This is a genomic window from Paenarthrobacter sp. 10N417, assembly GCF_056394745.1.
In genome coordinates, this window is sequence record NZ_JBFTIL010000009.1 from 154,182 (window position 1) to 175,394 (window position 21,213).

18 protein-coding genes are annotated in these 21,213 nt (G+C 63.3%); 7 read left to right on the forward strand and 11 right to left on the reverse strand.

The features are described from left to right. Positions 1-134 precede the first annotated feature (134 nt). Together panD and AC1DCM_RS13670 are read left to right on the forward strand one after the other, a co-directional pair. Positions 135-566, forward strand: coding sequence for an aspartate 1-decarboxylase (gene panD / locus AC1DCM_RS13665; protein ID WP_431116915.1), 432 nt, complete (start codon positions 135-137; stop codon positions 564-566). 160 nt (positions 567-726) lie between these two features. After that, on the forward strand, positions 727-1,653 hold the full coding sequence (locus tag AC1DCM_RS13670; protein ID WP_477518632.1) for an AEC family transporter: 927 nt from the start codon (positions 727-729) through the stop codon (positions 1,651-1,653). 20 nt (positions 1,654-1,673) lie between these two features. Here the strand turns inward: AC1DCM_RS13670 and AC1DCM_RS13675 are convergent, their stop codons facing one another. Together AC1DCM_RS13675 and AC1DCM_RS13680 are read right to left on the reverse strand one after the other, a co-directional pair. Further along, positions 1,674-4,310, reverse strand: a complete 2,637-nt coding sequence (locus AC1DCM_RS13675) for a trehalase-like domain-containing protein (RefSeq protein WP_477518633.1) — start codon at positions 4,308-4,310, stop codon at positions 1,674-1,676. 111 nt (positions 4,311-4,421) lie between these two features. Beyond that, positions 4,422-5,411, reverse strand: a complete 990-nt coding sequence (locus tag AC1DCM_RS13680) for an LLM class flavin-dependent oxidoreductase (protein ID WP_477518634.1) — start codon at positions 5,409-5,411, stop codon at positions 4,422-4,424. 271 nt (positions 5,412-5,682) lie between these two features. Between AC1DCM_RS13680 and AC1DCM_RS13685 the strand changes: the two genes are divergently transcribed. Beyond that, positions 5,683-6,672: an ABC transporter substrate-binding protein gene (locus tag AC1DCM_RS13685; RefSeq protein WP_477518635.1), complete on the forward strand. Its 990-nt coding sequence runs from the start codon at positions 5,683-5,685 to the stop codon at positions 6,670-6,672. Positions 6,673-6,753: 81 nt separating this feature from the next. On the opposite strand, the gene AC1DCM_RS13690 is transcribed toward AC1DCM_RS13685, so the two are convergent. Further along, the gene (locus tag AC1DCM_RS13690; RefSeq protein WP_477518636.1) at positions 6,754-7,683 is read right to left on the reverse strand and encodes a threonine/serine dehydratase; all 930 of its coding nucleotides are present in this window, start codon (positions 7,681-7,683) and stop codon (positions 6,754-6,756) included. Positions 7,684-7,778: 95 nt separating this feature from the next. Continuing rightward, positions 7,779-8,666 carry an aldo/keto reductase gene (locus AC1DCM_RS13695; RefSeq protein ID WP_477518637.1) on the reverse strand — a complete coding sequence of 296 codons (888 nt, stop codon included), beginning with the start codon at positions 8,664-8,666 and terminating at the stop codon, positions 7,779-7,781. 118 nt (positions 8,667-8,784) lie between these two features. On the opposite strand from AC1DCM_RS13695, the gene AC1DCM_RS13700 reads away from it, so the two are divergent. The 3 genes from AC1DCM_RS13700 (at position 8,785) to AC1DCM_RS13710 (ending at position 11,476) form a co-directional block, all read left to right on the forward strand. Then, positions 8,785-9,669 (forward strand): helix-turn-helix transcriptional regulator, encoded by an 885-nt coding sequence (locus tag AC1DCM_RS13700; protein WP_477518638.1) that lies wholly within the window; start codon positions 8,785-8,787, stop codon positions 9,667-9,669. 57 nt (positions 9,670-9,726) lie between these two features. Next, complete coding sequence (locus tag AC1DCM_RS13705; protein WP_442006112.1) at positions 9,727-10,170, forward strand: GNAT family N-acetyltransferase; 444 nt, start codon at positions 9,727-9,729, stop codon at positions 10,168-10,170. 91 nt (positions 10,171-10,261) lie between these two features. Next, positions 10,262-11,476: an FG-GAP repeat domain-containing protein gene (locus tag AC1DCM_RS13710; protein WP_477518639.1), complete on the forward strand. Its 1,215-nt coding sequence runs from the start codon at positions 10,262-10,264 to the stop codon at positions 11,474-11,476. A 183-nt stretch (positions 11,477-11,659) separates the two neighbouring features. Here AC1DCM_RS13710 and AC1DCM_RS13715 read toward each other — a convergent pair whose 3' ends face one another. The 7 genes from AC1DCM_RS13715 to AC1DCM_RS13745 are packed head-to-tail and all read right to left on the reverse strand — an operon-like array spanning position 11,660 to position 18,970. Beyond that, entirely contained in the window at positions 11,660-13,012 is a 1,353-nt protein-coding gene (locus AC1DCM_RS13715; protein WP_477518640.1) for an NtaA/DmoA family FMN-dependent monooxygenase, read from the reverse strand. 10 nt (positions 13,013-13,022) lie between these two features. After that, a complete protein-coding gene (locus tag AC1DCM_RS13720) occupies positions 13,023-14,108 on the reverse strand; it encodes an LLM class flavin-dependent oxidoreductase (RefSeq protein ID WP_477518641.1) in 1,086 nt (361 codons plus the stop codon). Continuing rightward, entirely contained in the window at positions 14,105-14,938 is an 834-nt protein-coding gene (locus tag AC1DCM_RS13725; protein ID WP_477518642.1) for a DUF1684 domain-containing protein, read from the reverse strand. The genes AC1DCM_RS13720 and AC1DCM_RS13725 overlap by 4 nt, the downstream gene beginning before the upstream one ends. Next, positions 14,922-16,088: an LLM class flavin-dependent oxidoreductase gene (locus AC1DCM_RS13730; RefSeq protein ID WP_477518643.1), complete on the reverse strand. Its 1,167-nt coding sequence runs from the start codon at positions 16,086-16,088 to the stop codon at positions 14,922-14,924. Before AC1DCM_RS13730 ends, AC1DCM_RS13725 begins: the two co-directional genes overlap by 17 nt. Continuing rightward, a complete protein-coding gene (locus AC1DCM_RS13735) occupies positions 16,085-17,065 on the reverse strand; it encodes an ABC transporter substrate-binding protein (protein WP_477518644.1) in 981 nt (326 codons plus the stop codon). The genes AC1DCM_RS13730 and AC1DCM_RS13735 overlap by 4 nt, the downstream gene beginning before the upstream one ends. 13 nt (positions 17,066-17,078) lie before the next feature. After that, complete coding sequence (locus AC1DCM_RS13740; RefSeq protein ID WP_477518645.1) at positions 17,079-18,008, reverse strand: amino acid ABC transporter ATP-binding protein; 930 nt, start codon at positions 18,006-18,008, stop codon at positions 17,079-17,081. Further along, complete coding sequence (locus AC1DCM_RS13745; RefSeq protein WP_477518646.1) at positions 18,005-18,970, reverse strand: amino acid ABC transporter permease; 966 nt, start codon at positions 18,968-18,970, stop codon at positions 18,005-18,007. Before AC1DCM_RS13745 ends, AC1DCM_RS13740 begins: the two co-directional genes overlap by 4 nt. Before the next feature lie 265 nt (positions 18,971-19,235). Here AC1DCM_RS13745 and AC1DCM_RS13750 point away from each other — a divergent pair, with 265 nt between their 5' ends. Then, positions 19,236-21,188, forward strand: coding sequence for an FAD/NAD(P)-binding protein (locus AC1DCM_RS13750; RefSeq protein WP_477518647.1), 1,953 nt, complete (start codon positions 19,236-19,238; stop codon positions 21,186-21,188). Positions 21,189-21,213: the final 25 nt, after the last annotated feature.

Genomic DNA, 21,213 nt, shown 5'->3' on the forward strand with positions numbered 1-21,213 from the left:
AGCTCCTGTGAATGTCTATGAATGTTGTGAATCTTGTGAATCTGTACCTATCTACAAGCAACGCCGCCGACGCCCGCCGAACGTCTGGTACGTCACAGCGCCGGATGAGGGTGCCGCGCTAAACTGATCGCATTATGATCCGCACAATGTTCAAGTCCAAGATCCACCGCGCAACGGTGACCCATGCCGATCTTCACTACGTCGGTTCGGTCACTGTCGACCTTGACCTGCTGGACGCGGCTGACATCCTTCCGGGCGAACTCGTCTCCATCGTTGATGTGACCAACGGCGCCCGGCTGGAGACCTACACCATCGCCGGCGAGCGCGGTTCCGGTGTCATCGGGATCAACGGTGCTGCCGCCCATCAGGTTCATGTAGGGGATGTCGTCATCCTCATCACCTACGCCGAGATGACCACCGAAGAGGCCCGCGCTTATGAGCCCAGGGTGGTCCATGTCAGCAAGGACAATAAGATCCTGCAGCTTGGAAACGACCCCGCGGAGGGCCACACACCCGGGCTGATGCGTCCGCCGCAYGCGCTGAGCAACGCCGCGCACATGAGCTAACCCGGCCAAAAGCCAACCTCGACGTCGGTACCCACGTGGGTGCCGACGTCGCGCTTTGGGTGTCCGTATGACGGAACTCTCGCCAGAAAACGCTTACTCAGCACGGCGATGTGGCTAGGCTGTTGTTCGTGACCCACCACCTCCCCGCCCGCACGCCCTCATGATCGGCGTCCTGTCCGGGTTCTTCGTGGTGTGGGCCATCATCCTGGTGGGCATGTTCGTTGGGCGCCGCGGGATCCTGGGTGAGAATGCGCGCACGGTCCTGAGTTCGTTGACATTCTTCGTCGCAAGCCCGGCGTTGCTGTTCGAAACCCTGAGCAAGGCGAAGTTCCACGAGGTGTTTGCCGCCCCGCTGCTGGTCACCGCAGTGGGTGCCATCATCACGGGCCTGCTGTTCTTCCTGATCGTGAAATTCTGGCTCAAGCGCACTCTGCCCGAAGCCCTGATGTCATCGATGAGTGCCTCACTGGCGAACTCCGCGAACCTGGGCATCCCGATTGCGGTCTTTGTGCTGGGTGATGCAAGCTACGTGGCGCCGCTGCTGATTTTCCAGCTCGCGTTCTTCACGCCCCTGTACTTGATGGCTCTGGACGCCAGCACGAGTACCCACCGCACCACTCCCCTGCGCTTTCTGCTCATGATCGTGAAGAACCCGATGATCGTGGGCTCGGGGCTTGGGCTTCTGGTGGCTGGAACAGGTTTCCAGGTGCCCACGCTCATTCTGGAGCCGATCCACTTGATTGGGGGCGCCGCGATTCCGGCGATGCTCATGGCGTTCGGCATGAGCCTGAACGGATCACGGCCTTTGCAGAAGGACGCGGGACGACGCCTGGACACACTGCTGGCCAGCGGGTTCAAGCTGTTCGTGCACCCATCAATCGCCTATGTGTTTGCCCGCTTTGCCTTAGGGATGGATGGTCACGCCTTATTCGCTGTGGTGGTGACGGCGGCGCTCCCGACGGCCCAGAACGTGTTCGTGGCAGCCACCCGCTACCGCGCCGGCATCACAGTAGCCAAGGACACCGTGCTCATCACGACAATCGTCGCAGTGCCCGCAATGATCGCCGTGGCACTGCTCCTCACCTAGCCCTCCCCGCCCAAGTAGGGTTACTCCACGTCTGCGCTGGCCAGGTAATGGTCCAGGAGCTGTGCACACCGGATGAAGCCCAGGTGCGAGTACGCCTGTGGATGATTGCCCAAGTGGGTTTCCGAGGCGGGATCGTACTCCTCCGGAAGCAGACCTGTGGGACCGAACAAAGCCACCAACTGGTTGAACAGCTCCAGCGCATCATCCAGGCGGCCAACAGCAAGGTACGCCTCGATCAGCCAGGTAGTGCAGATGTGGAAGCCGCCCTCCAAACCCGGCAGGCCGTCGTCGTACCTGTACCTGAAAACGGTGGGACCCACACGCAACTCGCGCTCGACGGCCGTTACCGTATCCAGGAACCGCTGGTCCTGGACATCCAGCAGGCCGGACAAGCCGATATGCAGCACGGCGGCGTCCAGGTCGGGGCTGTCGTAGGCCACGGTGTACGAGGCCGCAGATGAATCCCAGCCCTTCCGGAGGACTTCCTTCCGGATCTTGGCGGCTATCGGCGCCCAGTCCTCGGGTGCCATTCGACCATGCAAGGCAGCAGTCCGCAAGGCCCGGTCCAGCGTCACCCAACACATGACCTTGGTGTACACGTGGTGCCGCGGTGGGCGGCGCGCTTCCCAGATCCCGTGATCGGGCTCGTGCCAACGGGCAATGACGGCGTGGGCCATCTGCTCCATCAGGAACCAGTGCTCATCCGGCAGGTAGCCGCGCCGCTCGCCAAGATCGTGAATCAGCTCGGCAATCGGTCCAAAGACGTCCAACTGCACCTGGTGGTCGGCCGCGTTCCCGATCCGCACCGGACGCGAACCGGCATAGCCCGGGAGGCTCTCGACGATCGCTTCCGTGGACAGCGGAGCACCCGTCACGGAGTACAGCGGGTGCAGCCACTCCGGCCCGGGCGCAGTCTCCAGGATGCGGCCAAGCCAGCGAAGGAACCCGTCGGCCTCGTCGCTGGAGCCCAAGCTGACCAAGGAATTAACGGTCATGGAGCCGTCGCGCAGCCAGCAATACCGGTAGTCCCAGTTGCGCGTCCCGCCGATGCCCTCCGGCAGCGATGTGGTTGGCGCCGCAAGGACAGCACCCGTGGGCTCGTGCACCAGCGACCTCAGCACCAGCGCCGAGCGCCGAACCAGCGAGGTCTTGATGGTGGGAAGCTGCAGCGCCTTGACCCACTCCCGGGCAGACTGCCCGACGGCGGCACGACGGGTCGGCTCGCCAGTCGGGTCCGCGGGCGGCGGCTCTGTATCACCGCATCGCAGGTTCAGCACAACGGGACCGTATTGCAGGGGCACTTCAGCGGTGGCAGTGGCGTACCTGCCATCACTGGTGATCTGGAAGGCAACTCCGGGAGCCGAGAGGATGATGGGATCCGAGGTACCCATGATATGGACTTCCTCGCCACGGATCTCCATGCTGAACGGCGCCGTGGCATAGTCCGGCCGGGGCGCGAACACCACCCGCGCCGTGCCCGTGCCGGACAGAACGCGGACCAGGCTGGTGATGCCTTCCGGGGCGGGCTCAAGATAGTCCGTCACTGTCACGTCTGCCCAGCGGGTTTCCACGATCATGGTGTTGTCCACATAGCGCTGAGCGAGCACTTGGGAACGCTTGACTGGCTCAATACTGAAGTGGCCCGCCGGGTCACCGCCCAGGATATGGGCAAACAGGGACCCCGAATCCGGCAAGGGGTGGGTCATCCAGCAAACCTTCGCGTCAGGAGTGAGCAACGCCGTCGACGTACCGTTCCCGATCATCGAATGCCGCTCGAGCCCCACAGCGTCCTCGCCGAAAAGCCATGCCCGCCGCAATTCGAACAACAAAGCCAGCACCCGCGCAAAGGCTTCCGGATCCGGAATGGTGTGCGCCGCCGTCGTACTCCCGGACCCGACGTGAAGGCCAAGGTCGGGGCCCCGCAACGTGGCGAGCGCCATTTCGTCGCTTGCTGCGTCGCCCGCGTAGAGCGCAGCGCTCACCCCCAGGCGGGAGCGAAGCTGCTCCAAGGCCTGGCCCTTCGCCGGTTCCTCAACGGTGAGGTCCAGCACGGAGCCGTCGATGATGAAGTAGAGCCCATACTCAATGGCGATCTGCTGGGAACGGAAAATAACGCGCTCCAGCACTTCCGGCGTTGCAGGCCGGGTGTGGACAGCAACGCCCACCGGCTTGCGGACGATGCTGACGCCTTTCTCGAAGGCGACGGCCTCAGTCAATGCCGTCGCTACCTGCTGGAGCAGGGTTTCCGTGGCAAGTGACAGGTTGTAGGCATAGCCCATGTCGAACTCAACGCCGTGGGAGCCCACCAAATGAACCTCCGCCGGCAACCTGGAGACCGCAGCGAGGTCGCGCAAGGACCTGCCGGAAATGATGGCCGTATGCGTGTTGGGGAGGGCTGCGAGCGCGCGGAGCGCAACGGCCGCACTGTCCAGCGGCAGAGTTTCGGTGGAGACGCCTTCAGCTGCACAGAGCGTGCCGCCATAGTTGCATGCCACCAGCAGGCCCGGCACGCGGGCAATGGCCCTCAGCTCCGCCATCAACTGCGGAGTGATGCCCTGTTGCGCGTCCGTCCGGAGCAAGGTCCGGAGCAGGCCAAGCGGCAGCGAGTTCATCAGCAGCGCGGAGTCTGCGGCTGATTGATTTAAGGGCGTGGGCATAGCGGATCCTTCCACTGCGGATAGCTATAGTCTCCGCCTGTGGAGTTTCGGCGTCATGCCTGAATCATTGCAAATGCGTAAAGCTTTCGGATTTATTTTCGATGCCGGCGCCTACGCCGTTACAAGCCCCGCAACCTCGGCAACCAACTCCACCGAGCGCAGGCGTTCTTCGGTGCCAATGCTCTGGTGGGCAACGATGAGTTCGTCCGCATCAGCGTGCTTGGCGAACTCGTCAAGGTAGTCGCGCACAACGTCCGGCGTGCCGACGGCCGAGTACTTCATCATTTGGGCAATGTGTTGGCCTTGCGGGGAATCCAGCACCATGTCCGCTTCGTCATCCGTGAACTGTCGGCCGCCGCCAAAGAAAAGGGACACACGGGCGCGCTTCACGGCGAGGTGGATCGCCTGCGCCTCGGCATTGCTGTCAGCTGCCGTGACGTTGACCCCAGCGATCACGTGCGGTTCCGATAGTTGTTCCGATGGCTTGAAGTCCCTGCGGTAAATGGCCACGGCGTCCTGCAAGGCGGCAGGCGCGAAGTGCGAAGCGAAGGCATAAGGGAGGCCCAACTGGGCAGCCAGCTGGGCACCAAACAGCGAGGAACCGAGGATGTACAGCGGCACGTTGGTGCCCTTTCCCGGAGTCGCTTCGACACCCTGGATGCGGGTAGGTCCAGTGAGGTAGCCCTGCAGTTCCAGGACATCCTGCGGGAAAGCATCCGAGGACGTGTGGTCGCGGCGGAGCGCACGCATGGTGTTCTGGTCACTGCCCGGGGCCCGGCCAAGTCCCAGGTCTATGCGTCCCGGGTGCAGCGTCTCCAAGGTGCCGAACTGCTCGGCAATGGTCAGCGGCGAGTGGTTGGGAAGCATGACGCCACCTGCACCCAGCCGGATGGTGTTCGTGTGGGCTGCAACGTGGGCGATCAGGACACTCGTAGCCGAGGAGGCGATGGCGGACATGTTGTGGTGCTCGGCGTACCAGACCCGGCGATAGCCCAGCTCTTCGGCCTTCTGCGCCATGGCCACGCTGCCGGCGAGGCTTTCCGCTACGGTCTGGCCCTTTCCGATGGTTGCCAGGTCCAGGATGGAAAGAGGAACAGTCACGGGGAATGCCTTTCGGTACGTTTCGCGGCACCGCACTGTTGGTTGGCGGGCACTCTAGCGACAACGACGGCGGCCCCCGGCTTATTTCTGTGAGTTGCGTCGCGGCCGGTTCCCCAGAAAGTTTGTGACCTCGTTCGACTCCCGATTAACCGCAATTACCCCCTGTATCCCAGCGTTTCAGAGTGCTTTGACCGTGTTCCTGCCCTGCCGGATAGTTGCAGCAAACAAGCACGCATACGACGTCCCAATCTGGGAAAAATAAGGGGAAACCATGGCACGTTTTGCAGCCAAGACCGGCCTGACTGCGGCGCTGGCCGCTACGGCTCTACTCGGGCTCGCAGCCTGCTCGGATCCCGGCGCAACGGCGGCGACAGCACCGTCGTCGGGCTCTTCAACGGCATCTACCAGCGTGGCCAAAGAGTTCAATCTGTCGCCCGAACAGGACCGCATCAAGGTGACCGTCGACTCCGCGGCCGCAGCCCTGGTTCCGGAAGCCATCAAGGCAGATGGCAAACTGACGGTGGTCTCAACCGGTGGGACGCCGCCGCTGAGCCTGTTTGCCACGGACAACAAGACCCTGATCGGCAGCGAGGTTGACCTCGCATACGCTATCGGCGAGAGCCTGGGCCTGCAGGTTGAGGTGCTGCCGGTGGCCTGGGCGGACTGGCCCCTCGGCGTCGAGTCCGGCAAGTATGAGGCTGTCCTCTCCAACGTCACGGTCACCGAAGCACGCAAGGAAAAGTTCGATTTCGCGACCTACCGCAATGACCTCCTGGGCTTCTATGCCAAGTCCGATTCGGATATTTCCGAGGTCAAGGAGGCCAAGGACGTCGCTGGGAAGCGCGTGATCGTCGGCTCCGGCACCAACCAGGAAGCCATCCTGGTGCGGTGGGACGAAGAGAACAAAAAGAACGGCCTGAAGCCGGTTGAGTTCCAGTATTACGACGACGACTCCGCCTCCCAGCTCGCCCTCCAGTCCGGACGCGCGGACCTGACGTTCGGTCCCAACGCCTCCGCCGCCTACAAAGCGGCCAAGGATGGCAAGACCAAGGAAGTGGGCACGCTCAATGGCGGCTGGCCGCTTAAGGCCGAGATCGCGTTCACCACCAAGAAGGACAACGGGCTTGCTGCGGCAGCGCAGGCGGCCATCAACCACCTTATTAAGGACGGCAGCTACGGCAAGATCCTGGACCGTTGGGGCCTCTCCTCCGAGGCCATCCCGACGTCCGAACTGAACCCGGCAGGCCTGCCCAAGAAGTAGGAACCGCTGTGGCAGGGCACACCTGCCGACGTCGAATCCCCGCCGGACACCAACCGGCGGGGATTCTTGCGCTGGACCCGGCTAGAGGTGTGCTGGATCGGTGTTGGCGCCGCAGAGAATGACCGCGACCGTCTCACCATCCTTGGGCACGTAAGCGCCGGAAAGCAGGGCGGCATAGGCTGCCGCCGCACCATGTTCCACCACCATCCGGTACTCCTCCCACAGCTTGCGGCGGGCCTGGACGATGTCTTCGTCGCTGACCAGCACGCTCTGCACACCAGTGCGGCGGGCAACACCGAATCCGATCTCGCCAATCCGCCGGGCGCCCAGGGAATCCGCGGCGATACCGGAAACGGCCACATCCACTGGCTCTCCCTTGGCCATGGCCGTGTGCAAGGTGGGAACCGTCTCGGGCTCGACGCCCACCACATGGGCCCGGCCTTCAACCGCTGCCGCAATGCCTCCCATCAACCCGCCGCCGCCAACAGCAACGAGGATGGTATCGACGTCGGGCAGTTCGTCCAGCAGTTCCAAGCCAACGCCGCCTGCGCCGGCCACAATCTCGGGTTGGTCATATGCATGGCAATAGACGGCGCCGGTTTCCTCGGCGAACTTCACGGCCGCAGCGTAGGCCTCGGCGTACTCAGAGCCTCCTTGGACCACCCGTGCCCCGCTGGCGAACAACTTATGGACCTTAGTGGCGGGCGCCGCCTCGGGGACGAACACCGTAGCAGGGACGCCGAGCTTGGACGCTGCATAGGCGTTGGCCAGGCCCGCGTTGCCCCCGGAGGCCACCACAATGCCAATCTCCGGGTTCAGTTCGCCATTCTCCCGGGCCGTAAGCAACCGGTTGAAGGCACCGCGCGCCTTGAACGTGCCAGTGTGCTGCATGAACTCGCACTTGAACCACAGGTGATAAGGCTCTTGGTTGCCGCTCTCAGCCACCGGTGTGTGCCTTACCCAGCCTGCCGTCCGTGAGTACGCTGCTTCTACCTCTTCGCGTGTGACCATCGTGTGCTGCACCTTTCGTCCGTTTCATCCTATGGTTCGGACGGTGGTGCAGGGGCTGGAAGTTTCTGCGTTCCTGGTTTACGGGGGTTCGGCGCTCAGGCCTCCGGGATCACCAGGGCGAAGCGCTCCGGGCGGGCGACATCCGGATCCGGGCCATTGCGGACGCCGAGATCCAGACCGTCGATGGCCGCGAGTTCTTCAGCGCTGAGCTCGAAGTCAAATACATCGAAGTTCTCCGCGATGCGCTGTGGGTTGGTCGACTTGGGAATGGCTGAGCGGCCTTGCTGCAAGTGCCAGCGGATCATCACCTGGGCGGGTGTTTTGGCGTGGGTCCGCGCGATCGTTGCAATGGCGGGATCTTCCATCACGTTCCGTCGGTCTCCGCCCCAGCCCGGGTAGAAAGTGATTCCGCCAATGGGTGACCAGGCCTGGGTGAGGATACCGTTTGCTGCATCCGCGTCCTGGACATCGGGCTGCGTGAAGTAGGGGTGAAGCTCGATCTGGTTTACCGCAGGCACGATGTCGGTTGAGGCGAGCAGTTCGTTGAGGTGGTGCGGCATAAAGTTGCTGACACCGATTGAGCGCACGCGCCCGTCCTCGAGTAGTCGCTCAAGCGCCTTGTACGCTTCGATGGTCTTCTCGAACCGGTCCGGGGCGGGCTGGTGCAGGATGAACAGGTCAAGGTAATCGACACCGAGCTTGCCCGCTGCCTTGTCCCATGCATGCAGCGTCTGCTCATAGCCAAAGTCGCTGACCCAGACTTTTGTCTCGATGAAGACCTCCTCCCGCTGCAGGCCCGATGCACGGATGCCTTGGCCCACCTCCCGCTCGTTTCCATAGGCTGCGGCGGTATCAATGTGCCGATAGCCGGTGGCAAGGGCTGCCGCGACGGCGGCGGTGGTTTCCTCGGGTGCGCTCTGGAAGACGCCCAAGCCGAGTGCCGGCATCGTGACGCCATTGTTGAGGGTTAGTTCAATAGTCATGGTGTTCACGCTATTCAGCCCTGGCACGCTGTGGGAGTGCCCGTCATTACCCCCTTGGGCGTCCCAAGTAATACCAGGCCCTCCCTCGCTCCCTTGCTGACGGCGTAGCGTTGCGTTCATGACTCATAGCGAGGACGTACGGAAGTTTCTGACCTCCCGGCGTGCAAGGATCAAGCCCGACGCCGCCGGGTTGCCGGCCTATGGGGGCAACCGCCGCGTGGCAGGACTGCGCCGCGAGGAAGTAGCGATGCTGGCCGGGATGAGCATCGACTACTACATACGGCTCGAGCGGGGAAACCTTTCCGGAGCCTCGGACAGTGTCCTCGAGGCACTCGCCCGCGCCCTGCAGCTTGACGACGCCGAGACAGCGCACCTTTTCGACCTGGCACGCGCGGCCACGGCCGCGCCACGGGTGAGGCGGAAGCGCAGTCCAAAGACGGTCCGGCCAAGCGTGCAGCGTGTCATTGATGCCATCACCACGGCACCGGCGTGGGTTCGGAACGATCGCGGCGATGTCCTCGCTGCCAACGACCTTGGCGCTGCCCTCTACATGGACCTGATGGACGAAGAAACAACCCCGCCAAACAGCGCACGATTCACCTTCCTCAACCCCAAGGCACGCCAATTCTTCGCAGATTGGGAGCGCAGCGCCGACGATATTGTTGCTGTGCTGAGGTCTACGGCCGGGAAGAACCCCTACGACAAGGACCTCACTGATCTGATTGGGGAGCTCTCCACACGCAGCGAGGAATTCCGGGTCAGGTGGGCCAGACACGATGTGAAGTACCACCGCACGGGCCGTAAACGCCTCCACCACCCGATCGTCGGTGACCTTGACCTGAGCTTTGAAGCCCTTGAGCTGTCTGCAGACCCAGGGCTGCGGATCAACGTGTACACCGCAGATCCCGGCACACCTTCGGAGGACGCATTGAAAGTGCTCGCCAGTTGGGTGGCGACCCAGCGAATCAGGGACGAGGCCAGCGAAGACGCTGTTCGGGAATAGGAGAGGTCCGGGACAGGAGGTGTCAGGAACAGCGCTGAAACATCTAGGCTGGGAGACGTGCCTCCAGAGTTCACCTTGCGCCCTTCTTACAGTTCCGATGCCATCTGGATCGCCGAGCTTCGTGCCGTGGTGATGCGTCCCGACCTCGAACGGCTGGGTCGCTGGGATCCGGTGCGGGTCCGGGAGCGCTTCCTGAAAGCCTTCCAGCCGGAGCACACCTACGTGATCCACACTGCAGGCGTGGATGCCGGGGTGATCGCAGTTCGCCAGGAGCCGGACGCCCGGTGGATTGAGCATTTCTATGTGGCTCCGGCCCATCAGGGCAAAGGGCTGGGCGGTGCCGTACTTCGGCACGTCATGGCGGCCTCCGTGGATGAGAGGCCCTTCCGTTTGAACGTGCTGCAGGGAAGCGCGGCGCGCCACCTGTATGAGCGGCATGGTTTTGTTCTGGAATCCGAGGACCAGATCGACGTCTTCATGCTGGCGGCGGGCATCCCCTAATCAGCAGACTTCCGGACCCGGCAACCCCTGACCAGCGCACCCCAAGTGCGGTAACGTCAACACATCGACGCCAGCTTCCGGGGGGAACATCATGGGGAACGTTCAAGCGCGCACCAAACGATTCACAACGGGCTCAGCGATGGCGATTGCCATGGCTTTGGCAGGAGGGCTGCTGGCCGCCGGAGCACCACCCTCCGTCGCCGCGTCCCAGCCGACACCCTACATCGACGGCGTACCGTACGTCGGCGCGGAACTGCGCCGCCAGTACAACTACGACTACTCAGCTTGCAGGAATCCCGACGGCACGGGTGAGGGCATCACCCTGGAGTGGTTGAGGGACGGGGTGCCGCTTCCTGCCGAGCGGCAAGGGGAAACCCTGCAGGTCCTTCCCGAAGACCAGGGCCACCGCATGTCGATGAAGGTCTACCCACTTACCCCGGGCCGGTCAGGTTGCCCAACGGGTACCCAGGTGAGCCCGGAAACACTGCCCATCAAAGCCTCCAGCAGGGCCATGGGCTGGACCAGCCGCGGCAACTTCGAACCACTCGCCCGAACCCACGATGGCCGCCTCATCCTGTATCCGCGGACTTACACCTACTACAAGGGAAGTTGCGAGGGCGCGTGCCCTACCTACTGGGGTGCGTGGGACGAGCCCGTGCAGGTTGGCCAAGGCTGGAACGTGTTCAACATCGTCTTCTCACCCGGCGACTTCGATGGTGACGGCTTCAATGACCTCCTCGGCAGGGATGCGGCAGGCAACCTCTTCCTCTACCCTGGCGATGGCGAGGGTGGCTGGCTTGAGCGCCAACAGGTGGGCCAGGGTTGGAACGTTTTCAACGCGATCGTCGGACCGGGTGATTTCAATGGCGACGGAACCAACGATGTCCTTGCCCGAAATCCGGCTGGAGATCTCTTCCTTTACCCCGGCGATGGCAACGGAGGGTGGCTCGCCCCCACGAAGGTGGGTCAAGGCTGGCAGATGATGAACAAGATCATCACTGCCGGCGACATGAACGGCGATGGCCCTGTGGAAGTCTATGCAAGGGACGGCAACGGACACCTCTTCCTGTACCCGGCTGATGATGCTGGCGGCTGGCGGCCATCGTCCCTCATCAGCGGCGGTTGGGATGTCTTCTCCGAGATAGCAGGACTCGGCAGTTTTCCGCATTCCAAGTACAACGACCTCGCTGCCATCAACGGGAACGGAGATTTGGTCACCTATTCTGCCGGAGCGTCCACCACCGTCCTCTGGGGACCCTATGGTCCCGTAGGCCGCGGTTGGGATGTCTTCAAGGAACTCCTCTAGTTTCCTGCGTTTAGAGCGTTTGCCCCCACACCGCCAACTGCAAGCGGATGGTTGCCCTCGACTCGTCAACCACTGCTGCTCGATTTTGCTGGATCATTCCACCATCCACACGGTGGAACCCGCGTGGATCCGGGCGCCTTCCGAGACGCCGAAGGAATGATCCAGCAACAAATGCCGCCAACATCAGGCCGGCACCGACTCAGTGGTACGCACGGGTGTCTCAAACCCCAGGTTTTCGCGCAGCGTGGTTCCGCGGTAGTCCGTAGGGTAGACCCCGCGTTCCTGAAGTTCGGGTACCAAGTGGTTCACGATGTCGTCCAGGCCAGTAGGGATAAGCCACGGTGAGATGTTGAACCCGTCCACTGCGCCAACGCGAGCGTACTCAGAGAGGTGGTCGGCGATGGCGGTATAGGAACCGGTAAAGGTCGCGTCCACCCGCGCTGTGCGGGAAGTGACGAACTGGCGGATTGAGAGGCCCTTGTCCTTGGCCTCAGCCCGCCACTGGTCCGCGAGCTGGCGCGCCTTCGCGCCATGGAAGCCGCTGCCGCGCGTCTCCGATGTCTCCTCGACCACCGGATCAATCTCCGGGAGCGGACCATCGGGATCGTACTCAGTGAGTTCGCGGCCCCAGAACTGTTCCAGATAAGCAATGGCCTGCTGCGGCCCAATCTGGAGGCTGCGGACCCAGGCCTTCTTCTCTTGGGCTTCCTGATCGGTGGCGGCCAGGATGAACTCGCTGGCTGGCATAATCTGCACCGCGTTGGCTCCGCGGCCGGCAGCGACGGAGCGCGCCACAATGTCGCGACGGAACTCCACGGCGTCGTCGAACTTGGGGTGGGCGGAGAAGATCACGTCTGCTTGTCGGGCTGCGAAGTCGCGGCCGTCCGGGGAATCGCCGGCCTGGAAGAGCACGGGACGGTACTGGGCGCTGCGAGGCAACCGCGGTGTGACGTCAACCGTGTAGTGCTGGCCTTCATGAAGCACAGGGCGTGCCGGCCCTGAAGAGGTCTCCCACGAGTCCCAGATGCGTTTGGCGGTCTCAACAAATGCTTCGGCATGCTTGTACCGGTCGACGTGGTCCAGATATCCCCCGCGACGGAAGTTCGCTCCGGTCCAGGCGTTGTCCGTGGTGACCACGTTCCAGGCAGCTCTTCCACCGGAAATCAGATCCAGGGAGGACAAGCGGTGTGCAAGGTCAGCCGGATCGTTGTATGTAGTGTTCTGCGTGGCTACGAGTCCGATGTTCCTGGTCACCGCGGCCAAGGCCGCGAGCATGGTCTGCGCATCAGGCCGGCCAGCGACGTCCAAGGCATGTGGGCGGCCGAGGTGTTCGCGCAGGCGCAGCCCCTCGCCGAGGAAGAACGCCGCGAACTTCCCCCGCTCGGCGGTCTGGACGATGCGGCGGAAGGATTCGAAGTCGGTTTGCGAACCCGACTCCGGCGCCTTCCAAATCGTGCCGGAGTTGACGCCCTGGAAGAAGATGCCGAACTGGATCTGACCCGTCGGCTGGAAAATAGCACGGTTGTGCTGTGTCATGGTGATCCCCTTAGTTTTCCGAGCCAACGGCTGCAATGGTCGTCTTCACGTAGCGGCTCGCCGGACGTTCCAGGCCCAGCAGATCGCGGAACGTCCCATCCTGCAGAGGCGCACGCAAGGATCCACGCTGGCGGAGTTCTGGCAGCACCAGGCGGGACAGTTCTTCCAATTCCACGTCCAAGACGGCCGGGTGGAGACGGACGCCGTCGGCCTCCTTGAGAAGAGAATCGAGCAGGTCAGTCAGACCGGTCGCTGAACCGACAAACCGTGCCCGGCCGGCTTCCCCAGAAGAGCCTCTTTCCGTCCAGGAAGCGGAACGCGAAACGGCAGACTGCCCGCGCGAGTCGAGAACGACGTCGAGCTCTGCAACAATCGCAACCGCAGTTCCAAGCCGGGCCCGCACATCGCTCACCTCGGCAGCGAGCAGTTCGGGCGTCGGAGCAGACACCAGCACCGCATCCACGGAATCCACCGGAACCAAGCCCTCCCCCACCAAGGAGGCAGCGGCGAGCACAGGCAGCTGACCTTGCAACGGCCGGGGGATGATGGACGGACCCTTGATGGAGTAAGCGGGACCGGCGAAATCGGCAGGAGTTTCGAAGTCCACATAGTGCAGCTTGTCGACGTCAAGGTAGCGACCCGTGGCCACATCGCGGATCACGGCGTCGTCCTCCCATGAATCCCACAGCCGGCGGCCAACTTCGACGGAGGCCGCCGCTTCCTGTGCCAGYGCCTCACCCTGAACATAAGAACGCCCGACGGCGGCCGCGGCCTCGGACGAGTCCGCTGCGGTGACGATCCACCCGGCACGGCCGCCGGACACGTAGTCCAGGCTGGCGAGCTGCGTGGAGATGTGGAAGGGCTCCGTATATACAGCGTCCACTTCCGGCACCACTGCAACGTTCCGCGTCACCGGTCCCGCAAAGGCTGCACGCTGGAGGGCGTTGACCCTCCCCGGGGCCGGTGCATCCGCGAAGGTTGCTACGTGGAAGCCAGCAGACTCCGCTGCGAGGACGGCGGCTGCAAGGTTCTGGTACCCCGCGCCGTCGAGTTCAATGGCCAGGAACCCGGCCTTGCGTTCTTCGAAGGTACTCACTTCTGATCCTGCCGTTCGTAGGGAATCTTTTCGCCGGCTTCAATGGCCACCGGAAGCCGGTTTTCGGCGGGCGGCAGGGGGCAGGTGGCGAGGTCGGTGTAGGCGCACGGCAGGTTGACAGCCCGGTTGAAGTCCAGCTGAACCGTGCCGTCCGCGGCGGGGACCACGGAGAGCGAGCGGTTGGCCGCGTAGGTCGTCTTGCCGGAAGTCTGGTCCGTGAACAGCACCAAAAGCGAGCCCGCCGCGTGGCCGTTGAACGCCGTCAGCGCCAGTTCCTGGTCCGCGAGCTTGAAACGGATCTCCCCAGGGGCCTCGTACACATGCTGGATGCCTTCCACCGCGGCACCTACGGTGGTGGGGCGCGGTGTCTCGAACGGCACGAACGTACCGGCCACGGCAAACGCCGCATTGGGTGCATAGGCGGGCGTACCTTGATACTCCTGCAACAGGGCAGTCGACGGGTTCCGTGGCCGCACGATGTACTCGCCGCCGCGCTTGGCTAGCTCGATCACGGTGTCGCCGGAGACCAGGTTGATGCCGTCGCGCTCCTCGATGGGGCCGAATTCCAGTGTGGCACCAGAGTCGGCGTTCAGTTCCACGCCATCCTGCTGCAGGCTCTCGCCTGGTTCCAGAACAACGCGTACGACGTCGGCTTCCACACTCCAGGTACCAGGCGCACCTTCCAACCGGGTCGGGTTGCTGTCCAGCCAGTGGAGATGGGTGACGGCGAGGAAGCCGTGCGGATGTGCCCGTTGGCGCTCATGGGCGGCGTGCCACTCCTGCCACTCCTCGGCAAAGGACTCGAGTGCTGTTTCAGTGTGCGTAGACATTAGCGGTATCGCTCCTGTTGAAGGCGTGGTCTGCTGTGACTGTTGCTGCGGCGTCGGGTTCGGTGGCGCCGGCGAATTCGGGTCGTCCGGCGAACGGGTCTCCGGATTCCCACAAGGTGGTTGGGGCTGCGGTGCGGACGGCCGGGATGACCTCCAGCGCGAAGCGTTCCAGGATGTCGAGCTGCTGTTCGAAGGGCAGCGTGGTGGGCAAGGAAATGGACTGCAGGTCATGCTGATACAGCGAGTGGTAGCTGAGGATCTTGTCGATCACCTGCTCCGGGCTGCCCACCAGGGCGGGCCCCTCGGCCACTGCGTGCTGGATGTCCCGGAACGGTGAGTTGTTGCCAGGAACGTTGCGGCCGGCGGTCAGCGCCTCATACACGGGACCGTACTGACGGATGGCTTCTTGCGTGGTGTCGACGATGAACACACCGCCGGCCCCACTGCCTGAGCCCAGATACTGATGCCGGGGATCGTGGCCGTGGCGCTGGTACTCCTCGCGGTAGTGGTCGATCAGGACCTTGTAGTTCTCCCGGGGCTGGATGGCGTTCGCGGTGAACAACGGATCGCCCCACTTGGCCGCCAGCGCCGCTGACGTAAGGGTTGTAGCCGAGCCGTGCCAAATCCGCGGCGAGCCCGCGAAGGGGCGTGGCGTCGTCGTGGTTGGTTCAATCAAAGGTGACCTGAAGCGGCCTGACCATGTGACGCTTTCCTTGCGCCACAGGGTGCGGAGCAGGGCGTACTTCTCAGCGAGCAACTCCCACTGGTCGTCCAAAGACAGGCCAAAGAGGGGGTACTGCAGCACCTCATTGCCTTTGCCGATCACCAGTTCCAAGCGGCCGCGGCTCAGTTGATCGATGGTGGCGTAGTCTTCGGCCACCCGAACAGGATCCAGGACAGACAACACCGCGACGCCGGTCTGAAGCCGGATTCGATGGGTGACGGCGGCAATGGCGGCGAGGACCGTCGTCGGGGATGAGGAAACAAACTCACCTGCGTGGCGTTCCCCCACAGAGAAGCTGTCGAAGCCCAGTTCCTCGGCGCGGCGGGCCGTTTCCACCACCTGGTTCAGGCGGTCAGCTGTAGAGACGATCTCGCCCGTCACCGGGTTCTTCAGGTGGGGAATGATGTCAAGGACCTGGAACTTCACTTGGCGGTCCCAAAGCTTGCTTCTGTGACGGTCTTGGACTCGGGCAGGGCTTCTTCGGAGAGGCCCCAGCGTTCCAGGACCTTGGCGTAGGAGCCGTCCTTGATGGTGGAGTTGAGGGCATCGGTGATGGCTGGGGCCAGCCCGTTGCCCTTCAGCGTGGTGGCGGCAACCAGGGTTTCCGACGGCCAGCCGGCGTTGACCTTGCCCACTACCTTGAGGTCGTCACGGGTATTCTCGCGGTACGTCACCGACGGGTAGGGCGCCAGGTTCAGGTCCGTGCGGCCGGAGGACAATGCCAGGATCGTATCGGCGTCGGACGAGTAGTACTGCAGCGTCGCCGGGGTTTTGCCCTTGGCCTCAAGCTCCTTGTTCCACGCCAGCAGGATCTTCTCCTGGTTGGTGCCGGAGCCCACCGAGATTTTCAGCCCCGCGATATCGTCAGAACCTTTGATGTCGTAGGTGGAGCTCTTCTTAGCCTCAAAGCCCATGTACGCAGCCCTGTAGGTGGAGAAATCGAACAGCTTCACCCGCGCGGCGTTGATGCCCACATTGGAGAACACGGCCTCAAAATCACCGGACTGGGTCTTCAACGGCCAGTTCTCCCACGAGGTCACTTGGAGGTCCAAGTCCAGGCCCAGCTTGTCCGCCACGAGTTGCGCGATGTCCACCTCCACACCGATCGGCGTTTTGTCGTCGGTCGCGTGGAAGGACAGCGGAATGGAACCCGCGGTGGTCGCAACGGTCAGCTTGCCGTCCTTGGCGATGGCAGCCGGAACAGCAGAAGCCGCAGCACTATCTTTTTCACCTCGGATCCGGTTCTGGTCCACTGAGGTGTTGTAGGCCACGCCGTTCTTTGCGGCTTCGCTCCCAGGCTTGGCTGCCGAAGCGCCGGGATCGGAGCATCCGGCGAGCGCAGGAAGTACGACGGCGGGCAGTACAGCGAGTGCCAGGAGTTTAGTGCGGGTGATGCGAAACATGGAGGACTTCTTCCTAGATGTTGAAAGCCGGTTCGATGACCTTGGAGAAGAAACTTCGGGTGCGTTCTTCACGGGAGTTGCCGAAGATTTCCTGGGGCGTGCCGGACTCAACGATTTGGCCCTGGTCCATGAACACCACGGTGTCCGCGACGTCCCGGGCAAAACCCATCTCGTGGGTCACGATGATCAACGTGGTCCCTGACTTGGCGAGTTCGCGGATGACGTCCAAAACCTCGTTGACCAGTTCGGGGTCCAACGCTGAGGTGGGCTCGTCGAAGAGCAGGATCTTGGGGTCCAGGGCCAGTGCCCGCGCAATCGCGACCCGCTGTTGTTGGCCCCCGGAGAGCTGCCGCGGGTAGGCATCGGCCCGGTCCTTCAGGCCCACCCGGTCCAGGAGTTCCCGGCCTCGCGTCCTGGCTTCAGTCTTGGATCGCTTCTGGGCGACCATTGGCGCCTCGATGACGTTTTCCAGGGCGGTGAGGTGCGGGAAAAGATTGAAGCTCTGGAAGACCATACCGATGTTGGTGCGCTGCTTGAGGATGTCCTTCTCACGCAGTTCGTGGAGCTTGTTCCCGCGGACGTGGTAGCCCACCAGCTCGTTGTCGATGGTGATGAAACCGCCATCCACCTTCTCCAGGTGGTTGATCGTGCGCAGCAATGTGGACTTTCCGGAGCCGGACGGGCCCACGATCACCGCGACACCCCCTGGCGGCACGGACAAGGAGACACCCTTGAGGACTTCAGTAGTGCCGAAGGACTTTCGGACATTGGTGATATCCACCTGCCCTCGGGTGGTGGGCTTGTCCGTCGTGGCGGGCTTGTCCCTCAAGGTGGGCTGTGCCGACGTCGGGCTGGCCGAATCTCCAGCCGGAGCGTCAGCCTGGGTTTCGTCTGCGGGCTGGGCCGCCGTCGTGGTTTCTTTGCGCGCGGCGAGGATGCTCATCGGCTTTCCTTGGTCTGTGAGACTGCAACGTGGGTGGCGAAGAACCTGCGGGCCTTCTGCAATGGAGAGAGCGGCAGGGTCCGCAGGGCGCCCTTGGAGAAGTGGCGTTCGATGTAGTACTGGAAGACGCTCAGCACGGACGTAATGACGACATACCAGAGTGTCGCGACCAGCAGCAGCGGCAGCACCTGCTGGGTCCGGTTGTAAATGACTTGAACCGTGTAGAAGAGCTCCGAGTACGCCAGGACGTAGACGATCGACGTGCCCTTGACCAGGCCGATGATCTCGTTGAAAGCGTTGGGCAGGATGGCGCGCATGGCCTGTGGCAACACGATCCGTGTGGAGCGCTTCCAAGCGGGAATGCCCAGTGCGGAAGCTGCCTCGAGTTGGCCTTGGTCCACCGAGAGGATGCCGCCACGAATGATCTCTGCGGAGTAGGCGGCCTGGTTGAGGGTCAGGCCCAGCACTGCTGCAGCGAACTGGCTGATCAGCGTGGTGGTCTGGGCTTCGAAGAAGCGGACATCCGTGAAGGGGATGCCCAGGCTGATTTTCTCGTAGAGGTAGCCCAGGTTGTACCAAAGGAGGAGTTGGACCAGCAGGGGCGTGGAACGGAAGATCCAGGAGAACGTCCAGGAAACCGAGACCAGCAGCGGCGATGCGGACAAGCGCATGAGGGCAAGGATGAATCCCAGGACGAATCCCAGCACTCCGGAGATCGCCGTGAGCTTGAGCGTCTCCACCAGGCCATTCACCACGGATTGCGCCGTGAACCACTGCGCCACCACTCCCCATTCCCACCGCGGGTTGGTGACAAGCGACCACGCAATGGCTGCGACGCCCGCAGCCACCAGGACGGTACCCACCCATCGCCACGGGTGCCGGGCAGGGACCAGTTTGTAGTCGGAGTAATCCGTGGTGGCAGGTGCAGTTCCTGCCGTGGCAGGCGGTGCGATCGCACTCATGCGCCACCTCTTTTCAGATCGGTTGTTGACTATCGGATGGCTGCCAATCTATGGGCGCACAGGACAGCCAGCAAGGCGGAAATTTGCACTTCTTCACTGGACTTAGCGCGGGTTCACGGGACTTCATGCAACGCCATATGAGTCCGAAGTTTGCGCCCGTTAACGCCCAATGACGCGCAGTGAACGGCCGTTACCAGCTCCTCGACCTGGGCCGCATCTCCTCCCTAGATTGGGCTGCACCACCCGCTGTATTTCAGGAGATTCCATGCCGTCACCAGTTCCCGCCATCGCCTTTATCGGCGGCGGCCCGCGCACGGCCGGCGTCCTGGAAAGGCTGGCGGCGAGCCGGCCCGGTTTGTTCGATGGGCCGCTGCACATCCACATCGTGGAGCCGTATGAGCCGGGCTCCGGGAGGATCTGGCGCTATGACCAGAGCCCGGGCCTGCTGCTGAACTCCACCGCCGCGGACGTCACTATGTTCACCGACGCGTCCGTGGCGTGCGACGGTCCTCCCGTCGACGGCCCCGGCCTCGCCACCTGGGCGGCAGGTGTGCTGGACGGGAGTATCCGCGACGTCCCTGCGCTGGAGCTGCACTTGCTGGCACAACTCCGTTCGCTCACACCTTCTTCATTTCCCACCCGGCAGCTCCAGAGCAAATACCTCGAATGGTTCTTCCGCCGGTCAGTCGCCGCCCTGGGGCCCGATGTCACCGTGACGGTTCACAGGGATACGGCTACAGCAGTCTCGCCCGTTTCCGCTTCCGTGGGTACCACAGCCGGGTCCGACGACGGCGCGCACCGCGTGCGGTTGGCTTCCGGCGCGGAGGTGCTGGCCGACGTCGTGGTTTACGCCCTGGGCCATACCGATTCGTTGCCGGACGACGAGTCCGCCCGCCTCAGCGATTTCGCTGCCCGCCACGGTGGGTTCCATGCACCGCCGTCGTACACAACGGACGTGGACTACTCGCGCATCCAAGCCGGCCAGGACGTGATCGTATCCGGCATGGGGCTCGGGTTCGTGGATCTGCTGGTGTTGCTGTTCGAGGGCCGGGGCGGCCGCTTCGAAGAAGTAGCCGACGGCGAACTTAAGTACGTGCCCTCCGGCGGCGAACCGAGCCTCTGGGTAGGTTCACGACGCGGCGTGCCTTACCACTCCAAGATTTCCTCCGTTGTGCGCGGCGAGCCGTTCAGCCGGCCGCGGTACTTCACCGCCGAGGCAGTTGATGCGTTGCTGGCTGCCCATCAGGAACTGGACTTCCGCTCACAGCTGTGGCCGTTGATCGCCAAGGACGCCGGCTATGCCTACTATCGGGAGCTCTTCACCGGCTACCCGGCGCGCGTCTCAGGTAGCTGGGAGGAATTCGAGGCCCGGTTCGATGCAGTCGACTGGTACAGCCCTGCCCGGGAAGAGCTGGTTGCTTTCTCCATCCCTGATCCCGCGCTGCGCTTGGACCTGGAGGCCCTGGACCACCCCCTGAGCGGTTGCGCGTTCGAGGACCACGAGGCCGTGCAGCGTTCGGTGGCCGCGTACATCAAACACGATCTCGCCCTCCGAACCAGCCCGAACCATTCCGAAACGCTCGCGCTCTTCACCGCGTTGCTGTTTGTCTACATGGACCTTGGCCGGCTGGTCCCGCAGGATCGGCTCAATGAACGGTCGCAACAGGCGATCCACGGCTGGTGGCACGGCTTCTTCAGCTTCGTGGATTCCGGACCGCCTTCACACCGTCTCCGTGAGATGGTCGCGCTGCACCGCGCCGGATTCCTGAAGTTCCTGGGGCCGGGAATGTGGGTTCGCACCGACGAATCAACGGGCCGGTTTGTAGCCGGCTCATTCCAGTCACCCGTGGTGGTGGACGCGTCCGCGTACATCGAGGCACGATTGCCCTCAGCGTCCGTGGAACGTTCGGCGAATCCCGCTTTGGCGGACCTGCACGACGCCGGATGGGGCATCGAACAGAGGCTGCTCACCTCGGAGGGTCCACACTCCACGGGCAAACTGCTGGTCTCCGGGAATCACCAGGTCCTGTCCCCTGTTGGTACTCCTCAGAAGGGTCTGTTCGCGGTGGGCCCGTGGACGTCCGGTTGGGGCGCGGGAGCGTTTGCCCGCCCCAACACCAATGCAGTACCTTTCCGGGAGAACGATGCACTGGCCCGGCATATCCTGACCACCGTTGCTGCTGCCCGCCCAACTGAGTCGCAGTTAAGCGCGTTCTGACCGCCCAAAACGCGCTTAATTGCTA